Origin of the sequence: Ktedonobacter sp. SOSP1-85 (assembly GCF_016587415.1) — a bacterium.
GTDB lineage: Bacteria > Chloroflexota > Ktedonobacteria > Ktedonobacterales > Ktedonobacteraceae > Ktedonobacter.
In genome coordinates this window covers 3727781-3741834 of record NZ_BNJI01000001.1, presented here as the reverse complement: position 1 = coordinate 3741834, position 14054 = coordinate 3727781, and the positions used below count along the sequence as shown (strand labels likewise).

The 14054-nt window shown below is 54.0% G+C and carries 9 protein-coding genes; 6 read left to right on the top strand and 3 right to left on the bottom strand.

Annotation, left to right across the window (positions count from 1 at the left end):
- Positions 1-314: 314 nt before the first annotated feature.
- The 3 genes from KTE_RS15615 to KTE_RS15605 form a co-directional block, all read right to left on the bottom strand.
- Positions 315-2759, bottom strand: a complete 2445-nt coding sequence (locus tag KTE_RS15615) for a bifunctional (p)ppGpp synthetase/guanosine-3',5'-bis(diphosphate) 3'-pyrophosphohydrolase (RefSeq protein ID WP_201382367.1) — start codon at positions 2757-2759, stop codon at positions 315-317.
- Positions 2760-3335: 576 nt separating this feature from the next.
- On the bottom strand, positions 3336-5738 hold the full coding sequence (locus KTE_RS15610) for a bifunctional (p)ppGpp synthetase/guanosine-3',5'-bis(diphosphate) 3'-pyrophosphohydrolase (RefSeq protein WP_201382365.1): 2403 nt from the start codon (positions 5736-5738) through the stop codon (positions 3336-3338).
- Positions 5739-6560: 822 nt separating this feature from the next.
- The gene (locus KTE_RS15605) at positions 6561-6869 is read right to left on the bottom strand and encodes a zinc-ribbon domain containing protein (RefSeq protein ID WP_201369838.1); all 309 of its coding nucleotides are present in this window, start codon (positions 6867-6869) and stop codon (positions 6561-6563) included.
- A gap of 597 nt (positions 6870-7466) precedes the next feature.
- Between KTE_RS15605 and tgt the strand changes: the two genes are divergently transcribed.
- The 6 genes from tgt (at position 7467) to KTE_RS15575 (ending at position 13878) form a co-directional block, all read left to right on the top strand.
- A complete protein-coding gene (gene tgt, locus KTE_RS15600) occupies positions 7467-8648 on the top strand; it encodes a tRNA guanosine(34) transglycosylase Tgt (RefSeq protein ID WP_201382363.1) in 1182 nt (393 codons plus the stop codon).
- Between the two features lie 32 nt (positions 8649-8680).
- On the top strand, positions 8681-9511 hold the full coding sequence (locus KTE_RS15595) for a biotin/lipoate A/B protein ligase family protein (protein ID WP_201382360.1): 831 nt from the start codon (positions 8681-8683) through the stop codon (positions 9509-9511).
- Between the two features lie 614 nt (positions 9512-10125).
- A complete protein-coding gene (locus KTE_RS15590) occupies positions 10126-10926 on the top strand; it encodes a heme-binding protein (protein WP_201382358.1) in 801 nt (266 codons plus the stop codon).
- On the top strand, positions 10923-11699 hold the full coding sequence (locus tag KTE_RS15585; RefSeq protein WP_201382356.1) for a hypothetical protein: 777 nt from the start codon (positions 10923-10925) through the stop codon (positions 11697-11699). The genes KTE_RS15590 and KTE_RS15585 overlap by 4 nt, the downstream gene beginning before the upstream one ends.
- Positions 11700-12103: 404 nt before the next feature.
- Positions 12104-13174 carry a 3-deoxy-7-phosphoheptulonate synthase gene (gene aroF / locus KTE_RS15580; protein WP_201382354.1) on the top strand — a complete coding sequence of 357 codons (1071 nt, stop codon included), beginning with the start codon at positions 12104-12106 and terminating at the stop codon, positions 13172-13174.
- Positions 13175-13305: 131 nt separating this feature from the next.
- Positions 13306-13878: an ANTAR domain-containing response regulator gene (locus KTE_RS15575; RefSeq protein WP_201369844.1), complete on the top strand. Its 573-nt coding sequence runs from the start codon at positions 13306-13308 to the stop codon at positions 13876-13878.
- Positions 13879-14054: the final 176 nt, after the last annotated feature.

The window sequence follows — 14054 nt, the reverse complement described above, 5'->3', positions numbered from 1 at the left end:
CCTATGTTTTCTACACATCCATACGCATTTTTACCGCTCTTGCCGAGAACATATGCATTTTCTGCCTCTAATTACTGAGTTCACACCAAAGGGTAAAAGATAGCCATATCTAACAATGTCTCTAATTTATTGAGTTCGCGCACAAGGCCAAAAGATAGTCATATCTAACAATATACAGATTCGGGTCTTTTGCATATAATATATACAGGTTCCTGGTGTACCCTCCATACATTCCTTCTACCAAAACCAAGCTTCATTGTTCAATCCAGAGGTAACTAACACCAGGGACCTGCTTTTTCTCTTCTCTTGCCTGATTATGCCTGGGCGTCCGTGACTCTTCTACGCCCCATATCACGCTCCACCTGGAGAATATCCTTGACCTTTTCCAGACGCTTAAAGAGACGTGGCATGATTTCCAGGTCATTAATCTCCAGGGTTGCTGTAATCACGATACGCTCACGATTGTTGGCGTTTGTGCCAATTGAGAGCAAGTTCAGACCATACTCGGAGATAATCGTCGCTATATCCCGAATAAGTCCGGCACGGTCGCGCGCAAAAATGATAATGGGAACGTGATAGCGCGGCTGGCTCATCCCCTGCCAGGTCACCGTAATAAAGCGCTCACCGCTCCGCTCATGCAAACGCATGGCGTTTGGGCAATCCGAGCGATGCACAATGACGCCCTTGCCCCGACTGATAAAACCAACGATCTCGTCCCCAGGCAGAGGGCAACAGCAGTTAGCCAGTCGCGTCAGCAGGCCATCCACGCCCGCGACTTGTAGGTTCACCGCTGGCTGACGACTGGTGGTCGGCAGCGCCAGCTCGCCTGTTTCACCGCGCTCATCCCGGCTCTCTTTCCCCTCGCGTTGCTGGAAGTAATCATGCGCCTTGACCGCGACCCCATGTGGCCGCATATCGTCAGCGCCAATCGCCGAGAGGATATCCTCAAACGTGTCCATATGGAGCTCTTGACAGAGCCAGTTCTCCACTTCGTCAGTAATGGCCTCCATGCCTCTCAGGCCAGCAATGGACTTGAGAACCCGGTCCAGGCGTTCACTGCCAATCTGAATGTTGATGTCGCGTTCGTGGATCTTGAGGTAGCGGCGAATCTTGTTGCGTGCAGCCGCCGTTCGCGCGATGTTCAGCCAGTCGCGTGTGGGATGCGCGGACCGGTTGGTCACGATATCGACGATCTCGCCACTTTTGAGTTCATAATCAAGCGGAACCATGCGTGTGACCAGGCGATCTCCGTCGTGTCCTTCAACGTGAGAAATAACCCTTGCGCCCGCGCAGCTATCGCCAATCTTGGTGTGAATGCGGTAGGCAAAGTCCAGCGGGGTCGAGCCAACCGGCAAATCCTTGACCTCGCCCCTGGGCGTGAATATAAAAATCTGTTCCTCGAACAGGTCATCCTTGACTGCCTCGACAAACTCGGAATCGGTGGCGTTGGCGGCTTTGATCTCGTGTTGCCACTCCGCCAGCTGGTGAATCCAGGTCAAGAGCTCCTTAGCAGTTGAGGAGGCATTATCGCCAATGTCTTTATAGTGCCAGTGCATGGCAACACCATACTCGGCCATCTCATGCATGGCATGGGTACGGATCTGGATCTCCACCAGTTGATCATCCAGGCAGAAGACGGTGGTATGCAGGGCGCGATAGCCGTTGGGCTTGGGATTGGCGATAAAGTCTTTAATACGCCCCTCTTTGGGCTTCCACAGGCTGTGTACATGACCCAGAGCGATATAACACTCATTGTCGGTGTCGACCAGGATACGAAAGGCGATCAGGTCATGAATCTGCGTGACATCGGCGGCTGCTTTTAACATTTCAAAGTCGCCCCCGGCCTCGCCTGTGCTACGCTCAAGTTTGCGATAGAAACTGTAGTAGCGCTTCACCCGCCCTGAGACCACCGCGTTGACGCCAATGGACGCCATTTCCTGACGCAGCATCTCGCAGACGCTCTCTACATAGGAGCGCCACTGCTTACGCTCGGACTCAACGATTCCCTTCACCCACTGAAACTTATCAGGCTCCAGAATCTGGAAGGCCAGGTCTTCTAGCTCGCCCTCCACGCGCGACATCCCCAGGCGACCTGCCAGCGGCGCGTAAATCTCGCGCGTCTCCTCGGCTGTCGCCAGCATCTCCTGCCGATCACCTTGATACTCTGGGTGGCACATATGGCGCATCACAAAGAGCCTGTATGCTAGCTTTAGCGAGACGACGCGGGGATCTTCCGCCATGGCGACAAACATTTTACGGACCGTTTCAGCCTGCTGGCGGCGCATGGCTTCGCGGACGCGCGGCTTCTTCCCATCACCTGAGGCACTGCTGCTACCTTCTTCGCGCTCGTCATGACTTTTTTTTGCGGCTGAGGTCTGGAGGTTCTGCGCGCTGAGAGCTGCGCTCACTGCCGTCACGCTCTGTTTCTTACGCTCGAGGATGTTGAAGCGCTCCATGCTGCCAACCACGCGGGCCGTTGTGCTGCCCACTCTGTCCTCAACCTCTTCCAGAGTCACAAGATCTGCATCAATAGCCTCAAAGACCAGGCCAGCGGCTACGCCAGCGGCATCCATATGCATGTTAGCAAGAATGGAGGCCACGCCCAACGCATATTCTAGCGGAGGCACCAGGCGCTCGCCAGCCACTACATCACTACAGACCTCTAGCACCAGTTGGAGCGCTTTCTCCACCATATCTACCTCATCGGCAGACATGTAGGAGCGTATCTGCTGGCGCAGATCTGCTACTGGTGAGGTCAAGTTCTCTTGAGGTGATACGTGTTTCTCTATGTGAATCATTGCCTTCTATCGTTTTACCAGACTACTACCATTCACCCCTTAGAACACTCGACATGGGCGTTATATTTCGCTACACATATCTTTTTTACAAAGGGGACATCAGAGAGCAGTCTGATGAAAACCATCCCTGGTAATATGTACTCTGCTTACTATACGTTTTGTATACCGGGTTGTTGGACGCTGCCACCTACAATATAGGCCATCCACGCCACAAACATCCTACTTCTGTCAACGCATCAACACTTCCATCTGTTCCTACCATAACACAAAACGAGCTAACCTTGGCCAACATGAGACATAACTATGACTTGTGGGCTGGTACCAGGCCCATCTTTACACAGCAGAGGGAGAAAGTGCCAGCAATAAGGAACAGCGTCGTTTGTTCGCAAGGAGCAACAAGTGCGCATCTCTTCCTGGCCCCAGGAGAGAGAATTACTTCTTCTCCGAAACCCTGAGCGTTTATCCCCGAATGGGGGCGAAGCGCTAGTCACGCGAGTGACACGTGCCCCGAATGGGGTTGGGTTTCGGAATAAGATCTTAGTGGGCGTTAAGCGCACGCTCCACACTGACGACATTCTTTACCTGGCGCAGGCGACGCAAGATGCGCTCAATCTGATCCAACACGCCTTCAGTGGCCATGACTTCTAATGTCGCTGTAATCACTGCTTTGTGGACAGAGGGGTTCGTAGTGGATGTGACCGTGGTCATATTGACGCCCGCGTCGGCGACAACAGCCGCAACGTCACGTAAGAGGCCTGAGCGATCATGCGCTACGATGGTAATAGGCGAGAGATAGGTCTCTGGTTCAATCTGCAACCAGTTGAGCTCAATGACGGCCTTCGCGCTTTCTCGATGGCGTCTAACGCGTGTACAATCACTGCGATGGACATACATTCCCTTACTGGGGTTGAGCATCCCGACAATTTCATCGCCAGGCAGAGGACAACAACATTGGGCGAGTTTGACGACCGCGCTCCCTTCGCTCTCCTTGCTCGTATGCTGGTTCGCGCCCTCGCCATGCGTTAGCTCATTTACCTGGCGCACCAGGGGGAGCAGATGCAACATGACATCTTCCACCTGGAGATCCTCACGCCCAATTGCAATATAGATATCATCGCGATTGGCGTACTTGCGCAGGTCGCCCGTTTTATCCTCGTTGCGGGCCTGGTTGAGCAATTCCTCAACGGGGGCATTCAGCCCAACGGCACCAGCAGTCTTTAAGGCCAGGTCGAGCCGCTCTTTGCCGAGTTGGAGATTGATCTCGCGCTCATAGGTCTTCAGATAGCGGCGAATCTTGTTGCGCGCCGCGGCTGTCCGCGCAAAACTGAGCCAGTCGCGTGTGGGGTGGACGGTGCGGTTGACCATGATGTCCACGATCTCGCCGCCCTTAAGCTCATAGTCCAGGGGTACCAGGCGCGTCACCAGGCGTCCGCTGTCATCTGTATTGGTAATGATGCGCGCGCCCGCACAGTGGTCGCCAATATCGGTATGGATACGATACGCCATATCCAAAGGAGTCGAACCACGAGGCAAGTCTTTGACCTCACCTTTAGGCGTAAAGACAAAGATCTGCTCCTGGAAGATGTCGCCCTTGACGGCCTCCACGAATTCGTCCGCACTCTGGGGAAGTTCGCGTTGCCATTGCCGCAACTGCTCAATCCAGGCCACCATCTCTTTGTAGGAGAGCTTCCAGCTATGAGGCGAGGGATCCTCCTTCACCATCCGGTCTTTGAGGTACCAGTAATTGGCGATGCCATACTCGGCGGTACGCTGCATATCGTGTGTGCGGATCTGAATCTCCGCCAGGCGGTTATCAAAGCAGAAAACAGTAGTATGCAGCGATTGATAGCCATTGAGCTTGGGCGTGGCGATAAAGTCTTTAATGCGTCCATCCTTGGGTCGCCAGAGGGCATGAATATGGCCGAGCGCCAGGTAACACTCGTTATCGGTATGCACCAGGATGCGGAAGGAGATCAGGTCGTGTAGCTGACTGAGATCCGCGCCAGAGGGCTGTCCAGAGACATATCCGAGCTTGCGATTGATGCTCGCCAGGTGCTTCTGCCAGGCCTGTACCTCAGCCTGAATGCCCGCGCGCTGCATTTCCTCGCGCAAGATGCGGCCAACCTCGTCGATAAAGGGCATTCGCCGCTGTACCTCTTCCTCCACCTCGTGTTTGAGCCAGGCATAGCGCTCCGGGTCCTGGTAACTTAGAACCAGGTCCTCTAGCTCAGCCTGCACCTGCATCATGCCCAACCGGCGCGCTAGAGGCGCGTAGATCTCGCTGGTCTCGCGCGTCTTACTCTGCTGTTGCACGGTCGACATCGCGGCCAGGGTCCGCATATTATGGATACGGTCGGCAAGTTTGAGCACAACGACACGAGGATCTTCCGCCATGGCTAAGAGCATCTTCCGCACCGTCTCGGTCTTCTCACGACGCTTATCTACAACCGAGAGCGTCTGCTGCACAGGCTCTGCTGGCTCCTGGTCTGGCGCGTTATCGAGCGATTGAGCAGCCTTATTCGGCTTGCCCGCCAGGGCATCAAACTTTGTCACTCCATCAACGATATTCGCCACTTGCTGGCCAAACTGCTCAGTCAGGTCATCCAGTGAGTAGTCGGTATCCTCCACAACATCGTGTAGCAGGGCCGCCATAATGCCTTCAGCATCGATACGCATACCTGCCAGCAGGAGCGCCACCTCAAGAGGGTGCTGAATATAGGGTTCGCCCGACTTCCTTACTACACCCTTGTGCGCATGTTTCGCCAGTTCATAGGCATGACGTATTCGCTCTAGATCCGCATCCGCCAGGTACTGGTGAGCTTCATCTAGCAAATCTTCGATTGTCATCTGTGACGGTGCAAGATTCGTCTGCGGCTCCCCTGTTTTCAGGATGGTCGTCTGATGCGAATCTTCGATGCTTCTCTCAAAGTTGGTAGCCATGTAATCTTACGTCATACCTTTCAATTGAGCACAATTGTCAGTCCCTCTACCGCGGACTGTTTCAGGCTAGCTTCGGCATAGATCCCGACTGTCTTTGACTCAATCCGTTGGCGTCCCCATGTCACACTATTCGGGATAGCGTCACCTTTCTCTCCCCTTGCATCCTGGGTATTGGAATGTCCTACGCAACGGCATAAAATACTAGTAAAAAGAGGGAGAGAAGGCATCTCTCGAGGTGCTTCGTGGTTTATTGTTCTATTTCACCGGCAAAGCCACATAGTCTGGCTTTGCCTCCACATAAGACACCCCTAAGCGATGCCTCCTCTTCCAGGTAGGACATTTCTGCCTATGAGTTAAACAGGTTATTACTTTATTATAAGGTGCTATATTCCCCTGTCAAGCGAGGACTCCGTTTGCACTTCATAATTAAAAACGCACACATCGATTTTGCCAGGGCACAGGAGAGGAGAGGAAAAGCCTCATTGTATTACATTGTATTACGTTTAAACACGCCTGGACGTCACCATATTCCGCCAATTATGCGACTACTTATTTCCATTGTACCAACCTGGTAGTCAGTTTCTTTCATAGAAAAAACCAGAGGCTAAGCAAAGAACACATCTTTGCTTAGCCTCTGATTACTTGTGAGCGAAAAACGAGAGTTCCGGTCAGATAAGATTTCTATGTCTGGCCTTAGTTCCAGGGCTTGAGCAACCTGGCGGGCGTCGTCGAAACAACATATACCAGGCCGACAAGCTTCTTTCCTAAGAGCGATAGTGGCTCTTCTCTTGCAAACGCTCGCTTCTTCATTGTGCGCTGCTTTTAGCTGTGGGCTGCGCCACGAACTTTGTCAAAGCAGGAGCTACAATAGACGGGGCGATCCTTGGTAGGAAGGAAGGGCACCTGGGTCTCCGCACCACACTCGGCACAAATAACAGGATGCATTTCTCGCGGGGCGCGCTCAGAACGACCGGTTGAACCCACAGAGTTGCGACGCGCCTCACGGCAGGGACGACAGCGACTCGGCTGATTCATCAGGCCTTTTTGCTGGTAAAACTCTTGCTCTCCGGCGGTGAACAGGAAATCATTTCCGCAATCACGGCACTTCAGGGTTTTGTCATCGAAGCTCAACTAGGACCTCCTTAGTGAATAGAAGAATGGTAAACCTCCAGGTCCTTCTCCTAGCGGATGTCACCAGCCATTCTTTCCCCTTACCAGCGAGGGAAGTATGTAACTCTGGACGAGCACCGTACGCGAGACCGAGATGGATACCGGAAAACAGCATACACTATCTTTTGTTGATTTTCAAGAGTTTTACGCCGATTCTGTACATATCTCTTCATATTTTTATGTATATTTTATATCTTGCCATTTTTCATACATTTTTATCTCTCTTTTTTGCTTGCTATGTGGCTTTTTATCAGCTCCTTCACTTCTCGCCACTACGTGGCTCGCGGGGTAATGAGTTGTGTGGTCCTGCCGGGGTTGCCGAAGGCAACCCCGGCAGGACCACACAACTCATTTGGATGTAAGTCGTAAGTCAGCAGTTCCATAACTTTTTTGGATGTAATCAGGCAGTACATGGGGGTTGCTCTTGACCTTTATGAGACAATAGACAGCGAACTTTTAAGCGCTGTGTGCATAGATTCAGGTTTTTCTTTGCGCATTGCATATCATGGTATTCCGCCTTTAATTATATATTAGTATTTCTCTTTGGGTTTAAAGCTGATGTCACAATTTACGTTTACTATTGATGCCGAGTGCTCTGAGAGCTGGGCGCGTGCTGGCACGATTCAGACTCCTCATGGCACGATCCAGACGCCGATCTTTATGCCTGTTGGCACACAGGCGACCGTCAAGAGCGTCTCTCCAGAAGAATTACGCGAGGTCGGCGCTCAGATTATTCTCTCCAATACCTATCACCTGATGCTGCGGCCCGGCTCTGAACTCATCGATTCTTTTGGCGGACTGCATGCATTTATGCGCTGGGATGGCCCGATTCTGACGGATAGCGGTGGCTTTCAGGTTTGGAGCCTGGGGCACCTGCGTAAGCTGAGCGAGGAGGGAGTCCTTTTCAAGTCGCACCTGGATGGCTCACCACAGTTTCTCACACCTGAGAGCGTGATGCGCATCGAGGCGGAGTTGGGGTCCGATATCATTCTCCCTCTGGATATCTGTGCGCCCTTTCCCTGCACACCCAAAGAGGCCCGAGAGGCCATGGAACGTACACATCGCTGGGAGGAGCGTGCCCTGGTCGCGAAAGAACGCTATCGCCCGGAACAGACGCTCTTTGGTATTGTTCAGGGAGCCTTTGAGCCCGAGCTACGCCAGGAGAGCGCGCGTGTAATTGGCTCAATGCCCTTCCCTGGTCTCTCGATTGGCGGCCTCTCGGTGGGCGAACCCAAAACCAAGATGTGGGAGATGCTGCGCGCAACTACGCCCGCGCTTCCACGCGAGAAGCCACGTCACCTGCTGGGCGTTGGCTCGCCCGAGGACCTGGTCGAATGCGTCGGTCTGGGCATGGATATGTTCGACTGCGTTCTGCCCACGCGCGTCGCTCGCCACGGCGGTCTCTTTACCCGTGATGGGCGCGTGAATATCAAGTCCGCCCGCTTTAAGCGAGCAACTGGCCCGATTGAAGAGGGCTGCGACTGCTACACCTGTCGCAACTATAGCGCGGCCTATGTGCATCATCTTATCCGTGCCGAGGAGCAGCTCTATTATCGCCTGGGAACCATCCATAACCTGCGCTTCATGCTGCGCCTGGCCGCTGACCTGCGCGCCTCCATTCTTGATGGCAGCTATCCCGTCTTCCGCGAGACCTTCCTGGCACGCTATCAGCCAGCCTCAGAGACGGTACGCGAGCAGCAGCGCGAAAAATGGAAGGCGGCCCGCGAGCGTCAATCCTGAGCCTGAAAACCCTGGAGGAGATGTCGAGTCTTATGTCAGCAACCGCTTATCGCTTTATTCATACAGGCGTGCAGGATGCAGCCTTGAACATGGCCATTGATGAGGCCATCCTCCTGCATCACATTGAGGAGAAGGTCCCGCCCACGCTGCGCGTCTTCCAATGGAAGCAGCCAGCCATTAGCCTGGGACGCTTCCAGAATGTTGAGCGCGAAATTGAGCAGGAGGTCTGCGCGCGCGAGAATGTGGCCATGGTTCGCCGTCCTACAGGCGGGAGAGCCGTCTATCATCGCGATGAGTTTACTTATAGTATCACCATAGGGAAGCGCGAGGGCGTGCCATCTGGAGTCGTGGCGGCCTACGCCTACCTCCTGCAAGGGCTTATCCAAGCGCTACAACATCTCGGCCTCAACGCGATCATCAGCGATGAGCGGGTCAGTAAAACACCCTCGGCGGCCTGCTTTGCCTCTTCTACGCAGGCCGATTTGACAGTCGATGGCTTTAAACTGATTGGCAGCGCCCAGGTGTGGAAAGAGGCTTCGCTCCTCCAACAAGGCTCACTCCCGCTGGGTGACCGCGCGGCCGAGTTTTTCTCGCTCCTGCGCTTCCCTTCTGAAGAAGCTCGATCCCAGGCCCTGGCCCAGTACAATACGAAAACAGCTCCCCTCAATGCCTTCGCCCCACAGGCAACCTGGGACGAGGTCGCGCAGGCTTTTCGCCTGGGCTTCAGCTCCTTCCTGGAGCATGAGTTTGTACCTGGCGAACTCTTACCCTCTGAGTGGGACCTGGCACGACAGCTTGTGGCCGAAAAATATAGTCACCTCACCTGGCGCAAAGAGAAAGTCACACTCATCGAGCATCTATAAGACCTCTCGCGCCTGCGGCGCTCGCCTCGGTTAGTGATATGTGCATGTGAATTGGCGGCCACAGGCTGCCAATTCACATGCACATATCACTAACCAGAAATAACTTGCACACGGGTTAAACCAACTCTTTATGACTTCTGACCTATTGCTTCTCAACTTCTCAAGGTAAAGAGCCGAAAAAGAAAGTCAGAGGGTATCACTGCCTGCCGCCTTGCCTGTTGTACACATTGCATGGATACACGTGGTGCGGTACAATAGTCCAGATACGGACTGACTGGAACTTTTCCGGGTCAAAGCATACACCGGGCCAGAAAAAAAGCGCCAGCCTACATGCTTGCATTGCTTGCATCAACGCCAGCCAGATACAGAGCTACAAGAGTAGCGACATGGTACGAGAGCGCCAACACGAAACCTGGCAAGCCTGGACTTGTATCAGCATATGAAACATTATCAACATTAGATGCCATCCACGCCTGGGGCGCGGCACACCAGCACCAGTCCTGCATAAAACTCTTATTCCGAAACCCAACGTCGCTCTCGCGACTAGCGCTCCGCGCTCAGGTTTTCGGATAAGTAGATATTTGTTTCATCTAATAGTAAGGAGTTTCTTGGCTGTGAGCATCTCTATCGACATCGCACGGAAAATTTTGGAAGCGAGCAAGCAACGCGCACGCGAGTTACGCAGTCCTGTCAGCATCGCCATTGTGGATGCTGGTGGTCACCTGGTACTCTTTGAGCGTATGATGTCGCCTTATGGCTGGGCGACTGGGAATATCAGTATCGCCAAGGCGAGTACCGCCGTGATGTTCAATCAATCAACCGACTCTGTCGCGCAGTGGGGGTCTTCTATTCCAGGTTTTGCCTCTAGCCTGGCCGAGATGACACACGGGAATTTCATCATGGCTGCAGGCGGCTGGCCAATCCGCGTAAACGGCGCGACCGTTGGCGGCATCGGTGTAAGCGGTGGCAACGCTCCTGGTCGCGATGATGAGATCGCTCGCGCAGGTCTCGCGGCTTTCGAAGCCCCACGCCAGGCTCCGCCGCAGCCATATGCGCCACCACAGCCACAACAGCAGCCTTCGTTCTCAGGCCTGGCTCCACAGTCCCCGGCTTCATCATTCTACGCTCGCGGTGCAGCGCCTCAACAGCCACAGCAGACGCCTTCCTATACGGCGCCTTCCGCAAGCTATCCAGTCCAGCCAGCTCCTGAGTCCGCTCCCCGAGAGCAAAACTACAGCGAAAACGTCAATTATGCTGAACGACCTGCTGTAAGTGAGCAAAAGTCCTTCCCACAGGAACAAGTAGGACAGGAACAATACCGAAACGAAGAGACAGCTAAGGCTGAACCCTTCTCATTTCAAGACACCACGCGTGAGGAACAACCTCAGGCAGAACAACCAGGAGACCAATCATGAGTCAGGATTACCAGGATTACAAAGTGAGCACCAGCCGGCGCAGGAGGAACCGCGTACCACGCAATCGTCCCGTCCTCGTCACCAATGATGAGCAGCTAAACTCTGTGGGAGAAGAAACTCTCGCCGAGGAAGGTAACACGCCAGTTGAGAGTTCCGTGGCCCTTGCGGAGAACGAGGCGTCAGGCAGCGAGATCAAGCCTCGACGCAGCTTCTTCTCACGCGTTGGCAAACGCGAAGAAGAGGCCACGTCGAAAGAGGATGTGTCTCGTGCACGCCTGGCGCGTGCGACACGTGGCAAGGCCGGCGAGGAGGCTACAGGCGATGAGAAGCCAAAGGCCGCCAAGCCCACGGCGCGTCCACGCTCGACACCACCCGCTGGCGGCTTTAAGACTCGCTGGATTATTGGTATGGCCATCTACCTGCTGGCAGCGAACTTTGTAGGCTTGTTTGAGCAACAGGCCGTACATAGCCTGGGCATTGAGCGCCAGTGGGCAAATTTTAATCTCTTTGGTCTGCCGATGAATATCACGACGTCAACGGCGCTCTACCTGGCTACCCTGGTCATCCTCCTGGTCGTACTGGCGCGCTACGACTTCATTCCACGTAGCCTGGGCGGTTCCTCGGCTGCTAATAACAAGTCTGCCGCCAAAAAGCCTGCCCGGTCCGCGGAACCCAGGGCGCCCCAGCCAACCATTCGCCAGGGCGTCAGTGGCGAGGCTGATGATCTCTACCACGCCTACCGCTCCGGTCAGCGCCGGGCTAAAAAGCGCTAACAGCATTACACATTCACGTCAAACAAAAAGAAGTGTTCTCCTGCTTGCGGGCAGGAGAACACTTCTTTTTGCCACTAAGATCACAGGACCCTTGACTTTTTGTGTGCATCCCCCTTATAATGCTTAATAAGCCACTTTGAGAATACTCAGCGGCCCAGAGAAGATAACATAACCACATCTAAACGGTGAGAAGAAAAATGCTCAGTGCAATGTGTAAATGCGCACAACTGAATAACAGCTATTTTTATTACTGGTTTAGCCCTCCAGCATGATGGTGGGCCACTTTGGCTGAGCAAAAAAACCACCAGCATGCTGGACGAGCAGAGGAAAAATCCTCTGCTTTTTTGTTTCCTAAAAAAGCTCATCAAGTCAAGCACAAATAGTTACAGAAAGGTTTACGAATCATGATCATCACCATTAGTAACCAGGCTTCAAGTGAAGAACGCGCCCAGCTGATGTCACTTTTATGTCGCATCACAGCAAGTCGCATGCCCCTGGCGACCACCCACATCTCCGGACGTGAAGTGATCGCCCTTGATAACACTGTTCTCGATGCTCAGTCCCAGCAACTCCTCCTCCAACAGCCCGCAGTCACCGAACTCCTCCCCATGAAAACCTCCTACCAACTCGTTAGCCGTTCCTTTCAACCAGCCGACACCCGCATCCTCATAGGCACAGGTCATGCCTGCACCCCGATCACAGTTGGTGGCCCATCCGCATCTCCGGTCATCATAGCGGGACCCTGCGCGGTAGAGAGCCGCGAGCAGCTTCTCACCACCGCGCATGCCGTGAAGGCCGCTGGTGCTAATATCCTCCGTGGCGGAGCCTTCAAACCACGCACCTCCCCCTACCAGTTTCAGGGGCTGGGTGTGGAAGGCTTGAAACTGCTGGCTGAGGCTCGCGAGCAGACTGGCCTCCCCATCGTCACAGAGGTCATGGAGACCGAGATGGTGGATACCGTGGCTGAATACTCAGATATCCTTCAGATTGGCGCCCGCAACGTGCAAAACTACGCTCTCCTGCGTGCGGCTGGTAAGCATTCGGCTAAGCGTCCAGTTTTGCTCAAACGTGGCCTGGCCTCCACCGTGGAAGAATGGTTGCTGGCCGCCGAGTACATTGTTGCCGCGGGCAATCCTAACGTGATTCTTTGCGAGCGAGGCATTCGTAGCTATGATCCACAGACGCGTAATGTGCTGGACCTGACCTGCGTGCCGCTGATACAGGAGTTGACACACCTGCCTATCCTGGTTGATCCCAGTCATGCCACTGGGCGACGCGAGCTGGTACCCGCCATGTCGCGCGCAAGCATTGCCGCGGGCGCCCAGGGATTGATCATCGAGACCCATTGCGATCCCAGCACGGCACTCTGCGATGGTCGCCAGTCGATCACGCCCGAACAACTGGCACGCATCGTCGCTGAGACCCGAGCGCTTTCGCATCTCATGCAGGGGAGCGAACTCGTGCAGGTCGCCTAAAAAGCACTCGTCAACGCCTGCTGATTTGCCTATCGACTCACCAAAACAGGTATGCTATACTTTCCAATGTACGTAGAAAGTGGTTTTTGTACTTCTATGGTGGAAGAGACCAAGGCTTTGAGGTGACACGTATGCCAACACGCATTATTATTGCAGATGATGAAGCTATCCAGCGTATGGACCTGAAAGATGTCCTTACGAAACAGGGTTATCTCGTAATTGGCGAAGCGGGAGACGGATTGAGTGCCGTCAATCTCGCGCGCGAACTACGCCCCGACCTGGTAATTATGGACATTCGCATGCCCGACATGGACGGCATTGCCGCCGCCGAAACACTTACTCAGGAGAAACTCGCACCAGTGTTGCTGCTCACTGCCTTCGGTGACCAACCGCTCGTTGAACGCGCGAAGGAAGCCGGGGTGGTTAATTATATTGTGAAGCCACTCCGCGAAAGCGAAGTTACTCCTGCGATTGAGGTCGCCCTGGCTCGCTATAACGAGTTTCGCGCGATGGAAGAGAAGGCTCGCTCCCTGAGTGAGACGCTCGAAACGCGCAAGATCGTTGAACGCGCCAAAGGCCTCTTGATGGAGAAGCAGGGTCTAAGCGAGCAGGAAGCCTTCCGTAAAATTCAGAAGGCGAGCATGAATAATCGCAAATCCATGCGCGAGGTTGCAGAGGCGATTCTCCTTACCAATGAAATGTAATTTTTCTTTCAAAATCCTCTCAGATCTTATCCCGAAAGCCAACGCCACTGGCGTGTCTAGCGCTTCGCGCTCAGGGTTTTCGGAGAAGTAGTCACTAGAAACGATCTAGTAACACTCGGTGAATGGTAAGCCGGATGCATCAACGGGGCTGCATCCCTCACACTAGTGTTTCTCCC